Origin of the sequence: Catenuloplanes niger (assembly GCF_031458255.1) — a bacterium.
In the GTDB taxonomy this organism is placed as follows: Bacteria; Actinomycetota; Actinomycetes; order Mycobacteriales; family Micromonosporaceae; genus Catenuloplanes; species Catenuloplanes niger.
Genome location: NZ_JAVDYC010000001.1, coordinates 5765856 through 5783521, shown reverse-complemented (window position 1 = coordinate 5783521; position 17666 = coordinate 5765856). Strand labels below are relative to the sequence as shown.

Below are 17666 nucleotides of genomic sequence, written 5' to 3'. Positions count from 1 at the left end.
CACAGCCGCGCCACGAACACACCGCACCTCGCGTCCCTGACGCGCTGCTGATCCCGCGCTGCGATCGCTCCGCACCGCCGAACCCCTACGGCGCGGGCAGTGCGGGCAGTGCGGGCAGCGCGGGCAGCGCGGGCAGCGCGGGCAGCGCGGGCAGCGCGGGCAGCGCGGGCAGCGCGGGCAGCGCGGGCAGGAACGCGCCATGGCATTGCGCGGAACACGACACGACAGGTCCCGAACGCGGCGCGGGACACAGCACGGAACGGAGGGAAGCGCGGCGCAAAGGCAGCGCGGCACAGAACCGCCGCGCGGTCCTCCGCGAGACCTGGCGACTCCGCGCGACGCAGCCGCCCGTGTCCTCGGCCGGCCGCTCACGTCCCTAGCCACAAGCGACAAACGCCGCGGCCGCACCGGCCGCGAAACCCGACCTACCGGCCAGCCTCGTGGCGCACCGAGTGGGGAGGCCGGTCCCTACACATGCGGAGGCCCGGAGTGCGGTGGGATACCGCGGCCCCGGGCCGGAAAGGAGGGGAGAACGTCAGCTGGGGAAGCCGGTGTCCGTCGGCAGCGAGATCTCCGGCTTCTCCAGCTCCTCGACGTTGACGTCCTTGAAGGTCATCACGCGCACGTTCTTGACGAAGCGGGCCGGCCGGTACATGTCCCAGACCCATGCGTCCTGCATCTCGACCTCGAAGTAGACCTCGCCGTCCGAGTTCCGGACGTGGAGGTCCACGTGGTTCGCGAGGTAGAAGCGCCGCTCGGTCTCGACCACATAGGAGAACTGACGGACGATGTCGCGGTACTCCCGATAGAGCTGCAGCTCCATCTCGGTCTCGTACTTCTCGAGATCTTCTGCGCTCATCGTTGTCCGCCCTTCATCTGGCCATCTTCCCCCACCCACGTCGGCGGTCGTGGCTGCTGCTCCGATGCCACGCCGACGGTACTCCAGCCCGCGGCGACCCGTGCCATCGCCTCGGCCCCGGTGGCGGCGCCCACGGGCGCGGCACCGGTGCCGCCGGACGACACGACCGACGGGCGATCGGACTCCGCTGAGACCGGACGGCGGGCCCGCGGTGGGCTGCCGTCGCGGCCGGACGCGGCAGCCACGTTCGCGTACGAGTACCGATGCTCCACGCACGGGCCATGTTCCGCCAGTGCCGCGTTGTGCTCGGCGGTCACGTACCCCTTGTGGTCGGCGAAGCCGTAGGCCGGGAACTCGGCGTCCAGCTCCACCATGATCCGGTCTCGGGTGACCTTGGCGAGCACGCTCGCCGCCGCCACGCATGCGGCGACCTGGTCGCCCTTCCACACGGCGAGCCCGGGCACGCCGAGCCCGTCCACCGCGAAGCCGTCGGTGAGGACGTACTCGGGGCGGACGGCCAGCGAGGCCAGCGCGCGGCGCATGGCCGCGAGGTTACACACATGCAGACCGCGCGCATCCACCTCGGTGGGGGGTATGACCACGACCGAGTACGCGAGTGCCCGCTTGACCACCTCTGCGTAGATTCGCTCGCGCGCGGCGGCGGTCAGCAGCTTCGAGTCGGTCAGGCCGTCGATCTCGCCGCGTTTCCCGGTCGGCAGCACCACCGCGGCCGCGACCAGCGGGCCCGCGCACGCGCCACGTCCGGCCTCGTCCGCGCCGGCGACCAGCGTGAACCCGCGGCGCTGCAGCGCCCGCTCCAGCGCGTAGATGCCACCCTCACGCCGGACGATCGTCTTCGGCGGGCTAAGCACCGGCCGTCACCCGCCGCAGCAGGTCGGCCAGGCCGGCGGGGTGCACCGGCTCGGTCGCGGACGCCAGCTCGGACGCGGACCACCACCGGTACGACGTGATGCTCTCCCGTTCGATCTCGTCGAACCCGCTCGTGTCGATCTCACCGCCGGCCGCCCGTACCAGGAAGAACTCCTGTTCCTGCCGGTACCACACGCTGTCGAACGGAAACTCGGTCACCTCCGCGTGCACCGGCTCGCCGAGCTCGGCCACCGGCAGGTCCAGCCCGGCTTCCTCGCGCAGCTCGCGCGCGGCGGCCTGGGCCGGCGTCTCCCCCTCGTCGAGGCCACCACCGATCGTGAACCAGTACGGCTCGCCGGGCCGTCCCGGGTCGACGCCCCGGAACAGCAGCAGCCGCCCGGCCTCGTCGACCAGCAGCACACGAGCCGCCCGGCGCGGCACGAAGTCCACCATCACACCAGCCTAGGAGACCCTCAGCCGCCGCTGCCGGACGGGACCTGTTCGAACGTCTCCGGCGCGGACAGCCAGTCGACCCGGGAGAACGGCCAGAACAGCACGAAGGCACGCCCGACGACCGCTTCCTCGGAGATCGTGGACTTCGCCATGTCACCGTCCGACGTCGTCCAGTGCTCCAGCGAGTCGCCGGACTGTGAGCGGTGGTCGCCCATCACCCAGAGTCGGCCGTCCGGCACCACGATGTCGAACTCGGTGGACGCGGCCGGGTCCTGGATGCCGTTCTCCGCGTAGATGTACGGCTCGTCGAGCGAGACGCCGTTCACCTGGAGGCGCCCCTGTGCGTCGCAGCACATGACCCGGTCGCCACCGACGCCGATGATGCGCTTGATGAAGTCCTCGCCCTTGGGCGTGCTGCGCCAGCCCTCCGGCGCCTCGAACACGATGATCTCGCCGCGCGCCGGGTCACGGAAGTTGTACACGAGCTTGTTGACCAGGACCCGGTCGTAGACGTTGAGCGTGTGCTCCATGGAGGGGGACGGGATGTAGAACGTCTGGAGCACGAACGTCCGCACCAGGATGGCGACAAGCAGCGCCACACCGAGGAGGATGGGGAGTTCTTTCCAGAACGAACTGCGTGGCTTGTCGGTCTGCTCGTCGATCACGAAGGCAGCCTACGACGACGGGCTGAGAACCGAGACCGGGAACGCGCCTTAAACGCCAGAGATGCCAACAAGGGGACAGTGAGCACGAATCCTCCTTGAGTGTCAGGGGTCGTGTCCTGAGGCGCCGCGGCGGAGTCCGGCACGTCGTCCCACACCTCCGGTACGGGAATCCCGGCCCAGCTGTCCCGTGGCCAGACGATCACGAACGCCTGGCCGACCACGTTCTCCACCGGGACCGGGCCCTGGCAGCGGGCGTCCTGGGAGACCGACCGGTGGTCGCCCATCACGAAGATCTGGCCCTCCGGGATGACGATCTCCTGGAAGCGGCGGGAGCGGCAGTCGTTGCCGTCGCCGACCGTGTCGTCCAGCGGCGAGTCCTCGAAGATGTACGGCTCGTCGATCGGCATGCCGTTGACCAGGATGCGGCCCTGCTCGTCGCAGCACGAGACGGTGTCGCCGCCGACGCCGATCACCCGCTTGATGAAGTCCTTCTCACCGGGCCGGCCGACGCCGACCAGGTCGCCGATCGTACGGCTGAGCCTGGTCATGAACGTCAGCCCGGAGGTGTCGTCCGTGTGCTCCGGGGCCCACCGGTCGGTGCCGCGGAACACGACGACCTCGCCGCGCTCCGGCGTGCGCACGTCGTAGACGACCTTGTTCACCAGCACGCGGTCGCCGACGAGCAGCGTGTTCTCCATCGACCCGGAGGGGATGTAGAACGCCTGCACCAGGAACGTGCGGATCAGCACGGCCAGGCAGAACGCCACCACCAGCAGGATCGGCAGCTCCAGCCAGAGCGCCATCTGCTTCACCTGGCGCCGCGGCCGGTCGCCGCCACCGCCGTCGGAGCCGTCGACGTCGGCCACGCCGCCGGAACGGGCACCGCCCCGGCCACCGGAGTCGGCCGGCCCGCGGGCGCCCCGGCGGCGGCGTGGCCGCTCGGCGGCGGCGTCCTCCGGACCGGGCCCGTCGAAGAAGGAACCACCGCCGGTGCCCGGATACAGCACTACCGCCCGAGCCCCGTCCCCGTCGGAGTCCGCGGGGGGAGGCGTCGAGCGGTAGGGCGATGTTTCTCGACTGTCGCCGTCGTAGCGCCCGTACGTCACAGAAGCAAGCTTAGGTCGCGTTCGGCGTTACGGCTGCTGTCGGAGCGAGAGAAGGTTTACCCGGACGGGGGACGTCAGCGGGTGATCGCCTCACGCTTCTCCTTGATCTTCGCGGCCTTACCGCGGAGCTCACGGAGGTAGTACAGCTTGGCCCGGCGGACGTCACCGCGGGTGATGACCTCGAGGCGGTCGATCGCCGGGCTGTTGAGCGGGTAGGTGCGCTCGACGCCGACGCCGAAGCTCACCTTCCGGATCGTGAAGGTCTCCCGCAGGCCGGCACCGTGGCGCCGGATGACGACACCCTGGAAGACCTGGACACGGGAGCGGTTGCCCTCGACGACGCGCGCGTGCACCTTCAGGGTGTCACCGGCGCGGAAGTCCGGGATGTCGGTCCGCTGCGACTGGGCGTCCAGTGCGTCGAGCGTGTTCATCGCTGCTGCATCCTCAAGGCTCGTGGCGAATCCCCGCGCCATGGCCAGTGGCGGCGCGAAAGAAAACTATCCGTTGCGCATGCGGGGACGTGCCCCGATAGCGGCAACCTCTCTACTTTGCCACACCGGCCTCGGGCACCGGAAATCCGGCCCCGGTCAACGTGGCGACATCGTGCTTGTCCAGCGTTTCCGGTGCGGCACTGGCCAGCATATCCGGACGCTGCGCGGCCGTGCGCAGAAGGGACTGCGCCCGCCGCCACTTCGCGATCTTCCCGTGGTCGCCGGAGCGCAGTACCTCGGGCACCTCGCGCCCGCGCCAGACCGCCGGCTTCGTGTAGAGCGGCGCCTCCAGCAGGCCGTTCGCGTGTGACTCCTCGGTCAGTGAATCCGCGTTCCCGATCACACCGGGCAGCAGCCGCACGACCGCCTCCAGCATCACCAGCACCGCGACCTCGCCGCCGAACAGCACGTAGTCGCCGAGGGAGACCTCACGCACCCGCATCCGGGTCGCGGCCTCCTCCAGTACCCGCTGGTCGATCCCCTCGTACCGCCCGCAGGCGAAGATCAGCCGCTGCTCACCCGCGAACGAGTGCGCCATGGCTTGATCGAATCGTTGCCCGGCCGGCGTGGGCACGACCAGAACCGGCGCAAGATCAAGATCATCCGGCGGTACGGGCGTCAGCGCGTCGAACGCGGCACCCCACGGTTCTGGTCGCATGACCATGCCCGGGCCGCCGCCGTAGGGCGTGTCGTCCACGGTCCGGTGCACGTCGTGCGTCCAGGTCCGCAGGTCGTGCACGCCCACGTCGAGCAGCCCCGTGGTCCGGGCCTTCCCGATCAGGGAGAGCTCCAGCGGGGCGAAGTAGTCCGGGAAGATCGTCAGAACGTCGACGCGCATCTACAGGTCCAGCAGGCCTTCCGGTGGGTCCACCACGATCCGGCCGCCGGCCACGTCCACGGTCGGGACGATCTGCCGGACGAACGGGATCAGCGCCGTCCCACCCTGTGCCCGCTTGAGCACGATCAGGTCGGACGCGGCCGCGTGATCGATGCGCAGCACCTCGCCGAGCTTCTCGCCGGCGGTGTCGACCACGGTCAGCCCGACCAGCTCGTGGTCGCGGAACTCGTCCGGGTCGTCCAGCGGCGCGACCTCGGCGCTGTCCACGCAGAGCAGGACGCCCTTCATGGCCTCCGCCTCGTCCCGGTCGAGGATGCCCTCGAACGTCACGAGCAGTTTGTCCTGATGCGGCCGTACCGTCTCGATGGTCAGTTTTTTCGGCACCTCGAAGCGCACGGCGCCGTCCGGGACCGAGGCGCCGTCCGCCGGAGCGGTGCGGACCTTCGAGGAGATCTCGGTGGTCAGCACCGCCCCGGGGACGAAACGCGCCTCGGGCTCGTCCGTGCGCACGTGCACGGCGACCTCGCCACGCACGCCGTGCGCGCGGGCGATGTGCCCGATGATGAGGAGCATCGACTCAGTACGCGTCGACTATGTCGACTCGCACGCCACGCCCGCCGATCGACCCGATCACGGTACGCAGCGCCTTGGCGGTGCGGCCGCCACGCCCGATGACCGTTCCCAGGTCCTCGGGGTGGACGCGCACCTCCAGCCGCTTACCGCGGCGCGAGTCGACGAGCCGGACGCGCACGTCGTCCGGGTGGTCGACGATGCCCTTGACGAGGTGCTCCAGCGCGGGCCGGAGCGCCCCGTCAGCTCGCGTCGCCGGCGCCCGCATCGGCGGGCTCCTCGGTCTTGGCCTCGGCGGCCTTGGGCTCGGCAGCCTTGGGCTCGGCCTTCTCCGCCTTCGGCTCGGCCTTCTTCGACGCGGACTTGGCCGGGGTCACGCCCGCGGCGGCCTGCGACTCGGCGTCGTAGACGGCCTTGCGGTCCGCCTTCGGCTCCGCGACCAGGAGCGGCGGCGGGGCCGGCAGACCCTTGAACTTCTGCCAGTCGCCGGTCTTCTCCAGGATGCGCTGCACGGCCTCGGACGGCTGCGCGCCGACCGACAGCCAGTGCTGCACCCGGTCGGACTTGACCTCGATCACCGAAGGGTGCTCCTTCGGCTGGTAGATGCCCACGTACTCGATGGCCCGGCCGTCGCGCTTGGTCCGCGAGTCGGCCACGACGATGCGGTACTGGGGGTTGCGGATCTTGCCCATCCGCAGGAGCCGGATCTTTACGGCCACTGTCTGTTCGCTCCTGTTGCGATCTACACCGGCCTCGACGGCCGGTGCGCGGGTGAGCAGGCGGGCTCCCACGTGGGGCATGGGATCCGATGCTTCGAGGATTGGCGCCGCGCTCGTAGTTAGAGGGCAACAAACGCGTGCCGGATACCAGCTCACCATTGTGCCAGATCCGGGGCCCGCGTATGAAACGACCCCGCATCCCGTACGCATATCGGGCAAATGGCTCTTAACGCGTGAGGACCGGGCGGTTCCATCCGGGAAGCGGCACGCCCGGCTCCCACGACGGGTCCGGGACGAAGTCGGTCCAGGTGCCGTCGAACGGGAACTCGCCGGCCTCGATCCGCTCGACCACGCGCTTGCCCTCGGCCCACACCGCGTCCGCGTCCGGCACCCAGTAGTGGTCCGGGAAGGCCAGCCGCTCCGCGAACTCGTCCTCGTCCTTCCACCGCCACGTCCGGTCCGGCGCGACCACGATGTCCAGGTCCTGGTCGACCATGTCGACGCCCGCCACGGTGCCGTCGTCCCAGCGGAGAACGGGCGCCTCCAGGTTCACGTACCACCCGCTGAAATTCCCGGCGTCGTCCCGGAACCACCAGACCGAGTGCGCCTCACCGGGCGGCATGAACTTGAGCACGCCCGGCCCCTGCCAGACGCTCTCGTGCAGCCGGTAGTCCAGCTCGACCCACTCGCTGAACGGCATCGCGCGCATCCCGCGCCCGTCCGTCGCGACCTCGTTGAGCACCCGGGTGCCGCGGTCCAGCCAGACCAGCAGTCCGCGCTCGTCGTCGCTCACCACCCGCACCGGGCGGACCCACCCGATCCGATGGTGACGGACGTTCCGGTGCATTATCAGTCGGCCTCGCGCGAATCCCACGATCAGCCAGGTTAACCGTCGGTGGTGACCATGTCGTTACGACGCGGCCACCACCGATCGGATTTCAGTACGAACGTCCCAGCACCGCGATCAGGTCCGGCTCCGTCTCCGACTCCGGCACCGAACCGTCCGCGCGGATCAGGCACCGCACGGTCACCGCGGACTTGTTCGCCTCGGCCTCGCCCTCGACACCGACGGCGGACCACGGCACGCGCGCCCAGCCGGTGGCCGACGCCTCGATCGCCTCGCCCAGCGTCTTCACCTCGTGCGTGTTCGCCTCGCGGTGCGCCAGCGCCTGGTCGAAGAGCGCCTGCTGGTCGCCGGTCAGCGCCGCGGTCACCGCCTCGACCACGCCGGCCAGCGGCACGCTCGCCTTGCTGCCGTCGAACCGCCGGGCCACCGTGACATTCCCGTTGGCGAGATCCCGCGGGCCGATCTCGATCCGGATCGGGTAGCCCTTCAGCTCCGCGTCCACCGCGCGCCGCCCGAACGGGGTGTCGACCCGGTCGTCGAAGCCGACCCGTACCCCCGCGGCCTTGAGCTCGTCCCTGATCGTCGCGGCCGCGGCAGCGACACCCTCCCCGTCCTTGACGACCATCACGTGCGCCTGGATCGGCGCCAGCACCGGCGGGACCCGCAGCCCGTTGTCGTCGCCGTGGCACATGATCAGGCCGCCGACCATCCGCGTCGAGGTGCCCCAGGACGTGGTCCAGGCGTGCTCACGCGCGCCGCTCTGCGCCGAGAACGCGATGTCGAACGCCTTCGCGAAGTTCTGCCCCAGCTCGTGCGAGGTGCCCATCTGCAGCGCCTTGCCGTCGCCCATCATGCCCTCGAGGCAGTAGGTGTTGGTCGCGCCGGCGAACCGCTCCCGGTCCGTCTTGCGCCCGACCAGCACCGGCATCGCGAGCACCTTGACCATCAGGTCCTCGTAGGCCTCGTGCAGGATCTTCTTCGCGTACGCCCGCGCGTCCTGCTCCGTGGCGTGCGCGGTGTGCCCCTCCTGCCAGAGGAACTCACTCGTCCGGAGGAAGACGCGCGGCCGCATTTCCCACCGGACGACGTTCGCCCACTGGTTCAGCAGCAGCGGCAGGTCCCGGTACGAGTCGATCCACTTCGCCATGAACTCGCCGATCACGGTCTCACTGGTCGGCCGCACCACGACCGGCTCCGCGAGCTGCTTGCCGCCACCGTGCGTGACCACCGCGAGCTCCGGGGAGAAGCCCTCGACGTGCTCGGCCTCCCGGGTCAGGTAGCTCTCCGGGATGAACAGCGGGAAATACGCGTTCTCCGCGCCCGCGTCCTTGATCCGCGCATCCATCTCGGACTGGATCCGCTCCCAGATCGCATACGCCGTCGGCCGGATCACCATCGTCCCGCGCACCGGCCCGTTGTCGGCCAACTGCGCCTTGGCGATCAGATCCTGGTACCAGCGGGGAAAATCCTCCGCTCGGGGAGTCAGCACACGAGCCATAACCGCACATCCTAGGCCTCGCGCCGGACGCGCCGTCGGGCGACGGGCACCCCGGGAAACACGAAGATCAAATTCATGGTCCCGCTTCCGGCGTGGTCGCGCCGGGCGTGCTCCCGCGGGCAAACCTCCGGCTCCCCTCCGACTCCGCTGGCGCTCCGCTCCGGTCCGCCGACCGGAGCCGGTTCCGGCCCGCTCACCGAAAACCGGGCCGGTTCTTTTCGCCGCTTTTCTCGCTCTCATCTCGACCGCACGAAACGACATATCGGCGGATTGACCGGCGCGGGTCACGTTGCCCACGCAAGACCGGCACCGAGACCGGAACGCAGCCGGGGCGCCGAAGCAGCACCACCGCAAAGCCGCGCGACCGCAAAGCAGCACCACCACCAAGCCGCGCCACCGCAAAGCAGCACCGTCACCAAGCCGCGCCACCGCAAGCAGCACCACCGCGAAGCCGCACTACCGCGGCCAACTGAAGGGTTCGGCAAAGCCTGCGCCGAGGCGGGAAATGCGTGTGACCGGGAAGCAACCTGGCCGCGGCCAGCGGAAAGGACCCAAAGCCTGCGACCGCCGAGAAGCGTGTGTGGCCGAGAGGCAGTGCGTCCGCAGCCAGCGACAGGCCAGAAAAACCGGCGCCGAGGCCGGGCAAGCGCGTGCGACCGGGACGCAACGCCGCCGCAGCCTCCGAACAGGGGCGGCAAAGCGGGCATCTGGATCCGGGCGGTGCCGGTGGGACGGAAACAAAGCCGAGAACTGGCGCGGTCGAAAGCAGCGCAGCCGGAAAGCAACGCGACCACAGCCAGCTGAGGGTCCAGCAAAGCCGCCGCCGAGGCCGCAGAACAGGTGCGCCCGGAAAACAGCGTCACCGCAGTCAATGACGGGACCAGCAAAGCCTGCGACGAGGCCGGAGAGCAGGTGCGACGGAAAGCTGGTGCGACGGAAAGCAGCGCGGCTGCGGTCGGCGAAAAGCACCGCAAGCCAGTGGACGGGCGCTGAGCGCCCGAAATATACCCCTATAGCGGGCAGTCAGAGGAATCGCCGGAGTATGCGCCGGCTGTGCGAACGTCAATCTGTGCACTTTGTCAATCACAGCTTCAGCGAGTCGGCATATCTGACATTTCATCTTTAGTCGGCCGACAGGATAAGACTTCCGACGAAGAGCTTCGCGCCCATGCGGGAATGGATCATTGACCGATACGAAAAGTAGGTCAACTTCGGTAAATGACGACCTTTTCGTATCGGTCAATGATCCTTCCGCCGGCGCTGCACGCGCCGCTACCCGCGCTACCGCTGCCACCCGCGCTACCGCTGGCGCCGCTGCAGACGCCGCGACCGTGGCCCACCGGCGCCACTGCAGACCCGCACCGCGACCACCCACGCCACTACCGGCACCGCCGCAGACCCGCCACCGGCGGCTACCCACGCCGCCGCAGACCCGCCACCGGCGACCACCCACGCCACTACCGGCACCGCCGCGGACCCACGACCGCGGCCACCCGCGCTATCACCGGCGCCGCTGCGAATCCGCCACCGCGGCTACCCGCGCCACTATCACCGCTGCCACCGCAGGTGGCGCCGCAAGGTGGCGCCGCAGGTGGCGCCGCAAGGTGGCGCCGCAAGGTGGCGCCGCAAGGTGACGCCGCAAGGTGACGCCGCAAGGTGACGCCGCAAGGTGACGCCGCAAGGTGACGCCGCAAGGTGACGCCGCAAGGTGACGCCGCAAGGTGACGCCGCAAGGTGACGCCGGTGTCACCTGCGCCGGTGCCGGCGGAAGCACCGGCACGGGGCCGGAACGGGAGCGGCAGCGGGGCGGCAGCGGGGCGGCAGCGGGGCGGCAGCGGGGCGGAAAGCGAAGGGCGGCAGGTGGGGCGGATGCGGGTTCAGCGGAGGGGGTGGCCGCGGAGGATGATGTGGCGGGGGGTGCGGACGACCGTGAGGTCGCGGCGGGGGTCGGTGTCGTAGATGACCAGGTCGGCGAGGCCGCCCTCGGTGAGGCCGGGCAGGCCGAGCCAGGCGCGGGCGGCCCAGGAGGCGGCGGCGAGCACGGCCTCGGCGGGCATGCCGGCGCGGGTGTGCAGCAGCAGCATCTCCTCGGCGGCCTGGCCGTGGGCGATGCCGCCGCCGGCGTCGGTGCCGACGTAGATCGGGACGCCGGCCTCGTAGGCGGCGCGGACCACGGACGGGTGGCGGTCGCGGAGCGCGCGCATGTGGGCGGCGTACCCGGGGAATTTCTGGTCCGCCTGGGCGGCGATGTCGCCGAACGTCAGGATGTTGATCATTGTGGGTACGAGTGCGGTGCCGCGGCGGGCCATCTCGTCGACCAGCGCGGTGCTGAGCCCGGTGCCGTGCTCGATCGAGTCGACGCCGGCCCGGACCATGATCTCGACGCCCTCCTCGGAGAACGTGTGCACGGCCGCCCGCGCGCCGGCCGCGTGTGCCGCCTCGACCGCGGCGGTCAGCGTGGCCGCGTCCCAGCTCGGGGCCAGGTCACCGGCGCCGCGGTCGATCCAGTCGCCGACCAGTTTGACCCAGCCGTTGCCGGCCTTGGCCTGCGCGGTCACGGCCGCGGGCACGTCCACCGGCTCGACCTCGACCGCGGTGTTCCGCAGGTAGCGCCTCGGTGCCGCGACGTGCTGCCCGGCGCGGATCAGGCGTGGCATCTCCGGGTCGTCGTCCAGTTCCGCGTAGGGGAACGGCGATCCCGCGTCCCGGATCGCCAGCACGCCCGCGTCCCGGTCCTGGAACGCGAGCTCCCGTGCCTGTGCCAGCGAACCCACCGGCCCGCCGCCCGGCGCGATCCCGGCATGGCAGTGCGCGTCGACCAGCCCGGGGAGCACGAATCCGCGGTCCGCGATCGTCTCCGCCCCGGGCTGCGGCTCGAACGTCACCCGATCACCGACCAGCCACAGATCCCGGACCTCGTCCTCGGGCAGCAGCACCCCACGCACATGCAAGACCATGTGCTCAGTCTTACCGCCCGGCACGCGCGCGGTCACGTCACCGCGGGCCGGGCGGATCGACGTCAGTCCTCGTCGCGCTTCTTGGGCTTGTTCAGCTTGTTGAAGTCGATGTTGGGGAGCTTGAAGCCGGGCATGCCGCCGCCGCCCAGCGCGTTCGGGTCCATGCCCGGGGGGAGCTGGGGCATGCCGCCCATGCCCGGGAAACCACCCGGCATGCCACCGGTACGCGGCCGGTTGTTGCCGCCACCCTTCGTACCCTTGCGCTTGTTCTTCGGGCTCTTCGTGGCCTTGCGGCGGTTGCCGCCGCCGGGCAGGCCCATCATGCCGCCCATCTGCTTCATCATCTTCTGCGCGTCGGCGAAGCGGTTGAGCAGCTGGTTGACGTCCATCACCTGGACGCCGGCGCCGTTGGCGATGCGGGCGCGGCGGGAGCCGTTGAGGATCTTGGGGTTGGTGCGCTCGGCCGGCGTCATCGAGCGGATGATCGCGGTGACCCGGTCGAAGTGCTTGTCGTCGAGCTCGGAGAGCTGGTCCTTCATCTGCCCCATGCCGGGCATCATGGACAGCACGTTCGCGATCGGGCCCATCCGGCGGACCGCGACGAGCTGGTCGAGGAAGTCCTCCAGCGTGAACTGCTCGCCACCGAGCAGCTTCGCCGTCATCTTCTCCTTCTGGTCCTCGTCGAACGCGGCCTCGGCCTGCTCGATGAGGGTCAGCACGTCGCCCATGCCGAGGATGCGGCTGGCCATCCGGTCGGGGTGGAAGACGTCGAAGTCCTCCAGCTTCTCGCCGGTGGACGCGAAGAGGATCGGCTGGCCGGTGACCTGCCGGACGGAGAGCGCGGCACCACCGCGGGCGTCGCCGTCGAGCTTGGAGAGGACCACGCCGGTGATGCCGACGCCGTCCCGGAACGCCTCGGCGGTGCGCACCGCGTCCTGGCCGACCATGGCGTCGATGACGAAGATGACCTCGTCCGGGTCGACGGCGTCGCGGATGCCGGCGGCCTGCGCCATCATCTCCTCGTCGATGCCGAGCCGACCGGCGGTGTCGACGATGACGATGTCGCGGGCCTGGCGCTTGGCGTGCTCGATCGAGTCGCGCGCGACCTGGATCGGGTCGCCCTCGCCGTTGCCGCCGGAGGGCGCGTAGACCTCGACGCCGGCGCGCTGGCCGAGCACCTGCAGCTGGTTGACCGCGTTCGGCCGCTGGAGGTCGGCGGCGACCAGCAGCGGCTGATGGCCCTGGCCCTTGAGCCAGCGGGCGAGCTTGCCGGCGAGCGTGGTCTTACCGGCACCCTGGAGGCCGGCCAGCATGATCACGGTGGGCGGGTTCTTGGCGAACTGGAGCCGCCGGCCCTCGCCACCGAGGACGCCGATCAGCTCCTCGTGCACGATCTTGATGACCTGCTGGGCCGGGTTGAGCGCCTCGGAGACCACGGCGCCGCGCGCCCGCTCCTTGAGCGTGTGGATGAACGCCTTGACCACCGGAAGCGCGACGTCCGCCTCCAGCAGGGCGAGGCGGATCTCGCGCGCGGTGGCGTCGATGTCGGCGTCGGTGAGCTTGCCCTTGCCGCGGAGCTTGCCGAAGATCCCGGAGAGGCGGTCACTCAAGGTGTCAAACACTGCGCAACATCCCGTTTCTGTCGAAAAAGCACCGGCGCGAAGAGGCCCGCAGCAAGGGTAACCCGGTCGGTCAGGCGTGCGCGGCGGCGGCCAGCACGGCAGCCTCCACCTTCTCCCGGGCGGCCTCGTCGAAACCGGTTCCGACCAGGTAGAACGCGTCCACGACGTCACCTCCGAGCGTGGAGATCCGCGCGGCGCGCACCGACGCGCCGACGTCCTCGAGCGCGGACGCCAGCCGGTAGAGCAGGCCGGGCGAGTCCGCGGCGCGCACCTCCAGCACCACCGCGTCCGTGGCCACGTCCCGGTGCCAGACGACCTTCGGGGCGGCGCCGGTACGGGTCGCGGGTGCCCGCCCGCGCAGCCGCTGGGTCACGGACACGTCGCCGTTGAGCACCCGGCGCAGGTCGGCGGTGAGCGCGATCGGCTCGGCCGGCGTGCCGTACCGGGGCTGCACGCGCACCTCCAGCACGGCCCGCTCCCCCACCGTGGTGACGTCCGCGGTGAGCACGTCGAGCCGGTGCATGGAGAGACAGCCGGCCACGGCCGCAAGCAGTCCGCGCCGGTCCGCGGCCGCGACCGCCACCCGCTCGCCGTCCAGGTGCACCACGGGCAGCGGCGCGTCCAGCAGCTCCGGGCCGGGTGCGGCCGGCAGCGGCAGGGCGCCGGTGTCGAGCGCGGTCCGCACCCGGGCGACCAGCTCGCGGATCAGCCGGCCCTTCCAGTCCGACCAGGCGGCCGGGCCGGTGGCGATCGCGTCCGCGCGGGCCAGGCCGTGGAGCAGGTCGAGCGTGAGCGAATCCTCGACCGCGGTCGCGACGCGCGTGATGGTGACCGGGTCGCTCAGGTCCCGGCGGGTGGCCACCTCGGGCAGCAGCAGGTGCAGCCGGACCAGGCGCTCGATCAGCGCGACCTCGGCCGGTGGGAGCCCGATGCGCTGCGCGATGCCGGCCGCGATGGGCGCGCCGACCGCGCTGTGGTCGCCGGGCAGGCCCTTGCCCACGTCGTGCAGGAACGCGGCGAGCAGCAGCAGGTCGGGCCGGTCGACGTCGCGGGTGAACGCGGTGGCCTCGGACGCGGCCTGGACCAGGTGCCGGTCCAGCGTGAACCGGTGCACCGCGTTGTGCTGCGGCAGACTGCGCATCCGGGCCCACTCCGGCAGCCAGCCGTCGACCAGCCCGTACCGGTCGCAGGTCTCCCAGGTCGCGGGCAGGCCGGGGCCGGCGCCGAGCAGCGTGATCAGGGCCGACCGGGCCGCCTCCGGCCAGGGCGCGGGCAGCGGCGGGCAGTACGTGGCGAGCCACTCGCAGGTGGCGCGCGCGATCGGCAGCCGGTTGACGGCGGCGGCCGCGGCGACGCGGAGCGAGAGGCTGGGGTCCGGGCGCGGCCCGATCGCGGTTCGTGCCAGTACGAGTTCGCCGTCGTGCTCGACCACGTCCCGGGCGACCGGGCGGCGGGTCGGCCCGACCGCGCCGAGCGGCCGGCGGCGTCCGCTGCGGAGCCGGTCCGCGGCCCGCCAGGCGTCGTCGACCGCGTGCGCGACGGTCCGCGCGTCGCCCGAGACGCGGCGCAGCAGCGCGTCGCCGTCGTCGAGGCCGAGCGCGGTGGCGACGGTCTGCCGTTCCTGGGCGATCAGGCGGTCGACCCGGCGACCGACCGCGAGGTGCAGCGCGTCGCGGACGTCGAGCATGTGCAGGTTCGCGGCGCGGACGGCCGGGCGCATGGTGTCCGCGATCCCGGCCCGGCCCATGCCGCGCAGGATCGTCACGTCGCGCAGCCCGCCGGACGCCTCCTTGACGTCGCCCTCGAGCAGGAACGCCAGCTCACCGTGGGTTTCCCAGCGGGCGCGGGTGATCTCCCGCAGCGCCTCCAGGTTGCGCACCGCGGTGCGTCGCCACAGGTCCGCGGCCTCGGTGATCAGCCGCTCGGACAGCGCGCGGTTCCCGGCGACGTGCCGGGCGTCCAGCATGCCGAGCGCGGCCTTGACGTCCTCGGCCGCGACGTCCAGGGCTTCCCCGACCGTACGGACGGAGTGGTCGAGTTTGTGCTTCGCGTCCCAGATCGGGTACCAGATCGAGGAGGCCAGTTCGTCGATCCCGGTCACGCCGTCGTGCACCAGCACCAGGTCCAGGTCGCTGAACGGCGCGACCTCGCGGCGGCCGAGACCGCCCACCGCGACCAGCGCGACGCCGGGAATCCCGGCCGGAAGCAGAGTGGTCAGCCACGAGTCGAGCGCCGCCGCACGCGTGGAGCGTGCGGCGGCGCCGATGTCATTCATATCCGTGGGTTACAGCGCGTCGAGGCCGCGCTCGCCGGTCCGGACCCGGATGACGTCGTCCACGGACGTCACCCAGACCTTCCCGTCGCCGATCTTGCCGGTCCGGGCCGCCGTGACGACCGCGTCGACGACCTTCTCGACGTCGATCTCGTCGGTCAGCACCTCGACCCGGATCTTCGGCAGGAACTCCACCGTGTACTCCGCACCGCGGTAGACCTCGGTGTGCCCCTTCTGCCGGCCGTAGCCCTGCACCTCGCTCACGGTGAGCCCGGCGACGCCGAGGGCGTGCAGGGCCTCCTTCACCGCGTCGAGCTGGTACGGCTTGATGACCGCGGTCACCAGCTTCATGCTCAGTCCCTCCATCGTGGCAACGTAACCGGTGACCTGTTAGCCGGCGACCTTTTCGTCGACCGTGGCGGACGTGGCGGGTGCGGCCGGCGCGGCGGGGGTGCCGCTCGCCGGCGCGATGCCCGCCAGGGCGAACGCGCCGCCGCCACCGGTCGGGGCGGAGAAGTCGTACGCGCTCTCCGCGTGCTCGACCTGGTCGACACCCTCGGTCTCCGCCTCGGACGAGACGGTCATGCCGATCGTCTTGTCGATCGCGAGGCCCAGGACGATCGAGATGATCAGCGAGTACGCCAGCACCGCGAACGCGCCCGCGGCCTGCTTGCCGAGCTGCTCGACACCGCCGCCGTAGAACAGGCCCTGCGGGCCGGCCTCGCCGTAGAACTTCTGGGTGGCGATCAGGCCGATGGACAGCGCGCCGATCAGGCCGCCGACCATGTGCACGCCGACCACGTCGAGCGAGTCGTCGAAGCCGAGCTTGTACTTCAGGCCGACCGCCAGCGCGCAGATCGCGCCGGTGACGATGCCGAGGCCGATCGCGCCGATCGGCTCGACGTACGCACAGGCCGGGGTGATCGCGACCAGGCCGGCGATCGCGCCGGAGGACGCGCCGAGCAGCGTGGGCTTGCCGTCGCGGATCCACTCCACGACCAGCCAGCCGATGACCGCGGCGGCGGTGGCGACCTGGGTGTTCAGGAACGCGACACCGGCGATCGCGTCGGCCGCGCCCTCGGAGCCGGCGTTGAAGCCGAACCAGCCGAACCAGAGCAGACCGGCGCCGAGCGCGATGGTCGGCACGTTGTGCGGCTTGTACGCACCCGACGGCCAGCCGTTCCGCTTGCGCAGGATGATCGCGAGGCCGAGCGCCGCCGCACCCGCGTTGATGTGCACCGCGGTGCCGCCGGCGAAGTCGAACGCGCCCATCTCGAAGATCCAGCCGCCGCCCCACACCCAGTTCGCGACCGGGAAGTAGACGATGGTGGCCCACGCGACCGCGTAGACGATCCAGCCGGCGAACTTGGCGCGGTCCGCGAGCGCGCCGCTGATCAGCGCGACCGTGATGATCGCGAACATCATCTGGAAGACGGCGAAGACGAACGTCGGGACCGGGACCGCCTCGGACCAGGCGCCGGTGAGGTCCTGCGTCATGAACGCGTACTGCGTGATGTCGCCGAAGAAGCCGTTCGACGCGCCGAACGCGACGGAGAAGCCGTAGAAGACCCAGAGCAGGGACACGATGGCGATGGAGCTGAAGCTCATCATCATCATGTTCAGGATGCCCTTGGACTTGGTCATGCCACCGTAGAAGAACGCGAGACCCGGAGTCATGAGCAGCACAAGAGCGGACGAAACAAGCAACCAGGCGGTGTGCCCGGAATCGATGGCAATCTCCGGCACGCTGCCTCCTCTCGGTTTGAATTCCTCCCTCCCGGTGGCAAGGCAACATCGCCCCGTCGCCGGTTGGACGAGAGCTTCACGGGCCGCTGTTTCGCGCTGGGTCTCCAGTCCGTTTCTTGAGAGTCACGGGTTGTTTCCAACGTGTGAAGAAAA

17 protein-coding genes and 1 pseudogene are annotated in these 17666 nt (G+C 70.8%); all 18 read right to left on the bottom strand.

Annotated elements, in window-relative coordinates; all coding sequences use genetic code 11:
* Nucleotides 1-85: 85 nt before the first annotated feature.
* Nucleotides 86-223: a hypothetical protein gene (locus tag J2S44_RS25740; protein ID WP_310418965.1), complete on the bottom strand. Its 138-nt coding sequence runs from the start codon at nucleotides 221-223 to the stop codon at nucleotides 86-88.
* Between the two features lie 312 nt (nucleotides 224-535).
* Entirely contained in the window at nucleotides 536-859 is a 324-nt protein-coding gene (locus J2S44_RS25735; RefSeq protein ID WP_033343857.1) for a DUF2469 domain-containing protein, read from the bottom strand.
* Nucleotides 856-1731: a ribonuclease HII gene (locus J2S44_RS25730; protein WP_310418962.1), complete on the bottom strand. Its 876-nt coding sequence runs from the start codon at nucleotides 1729-1731 to the stop codon at nucleotides 856-858. Before J2S44_RS25730 ends, J2S44_RS25735 begins: the two co-directional genes overlap by 4 nt.
* Nucleotides 1724-2182: an NUDIX hydrolase gene (locus J2S44_RS25725; RefSeq protein ID WP_310418959.1), complete on the bottom strand. Its 459-nt coding sequence runs from the start codon at nucleotides 2180-2182 to the stop codon at nucleotides 1724-1726. The genes J2S44_RS25730 and J2S44_RS25725 overlap by 8 nt, the downstream gene beginning before the upstream one ends.
* A gap of 20 nt (nucleotides 2183-2202) precedes the next feature.
* Nucleotides 2203-2847, bottom strand: a complete 645-nt coding sequence (lepB, locus tag J2S44_RS25720; protein WP_310418957.1) for a signal peptidase I — start codon at nucleotides 2845-2847, stop codon at nucleotides 2203-2205.
* Nucleotides 2844-3650: a signal peptidase I gene (lepB, locus tag J2S44_RS25715; RefSeq protein ID WP_310429921.1), complete on the bottom strand. Its 807-nt coding sequence runs from the start codon at nucleotides 3648-3650 to the stop codon at nucleotides 2844-2846. Before lepB (J2S44_RS25715) ends, lepB (J2S44_RS25720) begins: the two co-directional genes overlap by 4 nt.
* A gap of 377 nt (nucleotides 3651-4027) precedes the next feature.
* Nucleotides 4028-4384, bottom strand: coding sequence for a 50S ribosomal protein L19 (gene rplS, locus J2S44_RS25710; protein ID WP_310418954.1), 357 nt, complete (start codon nucleotides 4382-4384; stop codon nucleotides 4028-4030).
* Between the two features lie 112 nt (nucleotides 4385-4496).
* Complete coding sequence (gene trmD, locus J2S44_RS25705) at nucleotides 4497-5282, bottom strand: tRNA (guanosine(37)-N1)-methyltransferase TrmD (protein ID WP_310418951.1); 786 nt, start codon at nucleotides 5280-5282, stop codon at nucleotides 4497-4499.
* The gene (gene rimM / locus J2S44_RS25700; protein WP_310418948.1) at nucleotides 5283-5855 is read right to left on the bottom strand and encodes a ribosome maturation factor RimM; all 573 of its coding nucleotides are present in this window, start codon (nucleotides 5853-5855) and stop codon (nucleotides 5283-5285) included. It abuts the gene before it with no gap.
* Between the two features lie 4 nt (nucleotides 5856-5859).
* Nucleotides 5860-6120 (bottom strand): RNA-binding protein, encoded by a 261-nt coding sequence (locus tag J2S44_RS25695; RefSeq protein ID WP_033343864.1) that lies wholly within the window; start codon nucleotides 6118-6120, stop codon nucleotides 5860-5862.
* Complete coding sequence (gene rpsP / locus J2S44_RS25690; protein WP_310429919.1) at nucleotides 6095-6571, bottom strand: 30S ribosomal protein S16; 477 nt, start codon at nucleotides 6569-6571, stop codon at nucleotides 6095-6097. Before rpsP ends, J2S44_RS25695 begins: the two co-directional genes overlap by 26 nt.
* A gap of 226 nt (nucleotides 6572-6797) precedes the next feature.
* Nucleotides 6798-7445, bottom strand: a complete 648-nt coding sequence (locus tag J2S44_RS25685) for a ribonuclease FAU-1 family protein (RefSeq protein WP_310418945.1) — start codon at nucleotides 7443-7445, stop codon at nucleotides 6798-6800.
* 64 nt (nucleotides 7446-7509) lie between these two features.
* Nucleotides 7510-8916: a proline--tRNA ligase gene (gene proS, locus J2S44_RS25680; protein WP_310418942.1), complete on the bottom strand. Its 1407-nt coding sequence runs from the start codon at nucleotides 8914-8916 to the stop codon at nucleotides 7510-7512.
* Between the two features lie 1877 nt (nucleotides 8917-10793).
* Nucleotides 10794-11873 carry an amidohydrolase family protein gene (locus J2S44_RS25675; protein WP_310418939.1) on the bottom strand — a complete coding sequence of 360 codons (1080 nt, stop codon included), beginning with the start codon at nucleotides 11871-11873 and terminating at the stop codon, nucleotides 10794-10796.
* A gap of 62 nt (nucleotides 11874-11935) precedes the next feature.
* Nucleotides 11936-13495 carry a signal recognition particle protein gene (gene ffh / locus J2S44_RS25670; RefSeq protein WP_310418934.1) on the bottom strand — a complete coding sequence of 520 codons (1560 nt, stop codon included), beginning with the start codon at nucleotides 13493-13495 and terminating at the stop codon, nucleotides 11936-11938.
* 70 nt (nucleotides 13496-13565) lie between these two features.
* Nucleotides 13566-15761 (bottom strand): annotated as a pseudogene (locus tag J2S44_RS25665) ([protein-PII] uridylyltransferase); the annotation flags it as partial.
* A gap of 18 nt (nucleotides 15762-15779) precedes the next feature.
* Nucleotides 15780-16118: a P-II family nitrogen regulator gene (locus J2S44_RS25660; RefSeq protein ID WP_306839497.1), complete on the bottom strand. Its 339-nt coding sequence runs from the start codon at nucleotides 16116-16118 to the stop codon at nucleotides 15780-15782.
* A gap of 39 nt (nucleotides 16119-16157) precedes the next feature.
* Nucleotides 16158-17513, bottom strand: coding sequence for an ammonium transporter (locus J2S44_RS25655; protein ID WP_310418932.1), 1356 nt, complete (start codon nucleotides 17511-17513; stop codon nucleotides 16158-16160).
* Nucleotides 17514-17666: the final 153 nt, after the last annotated feature.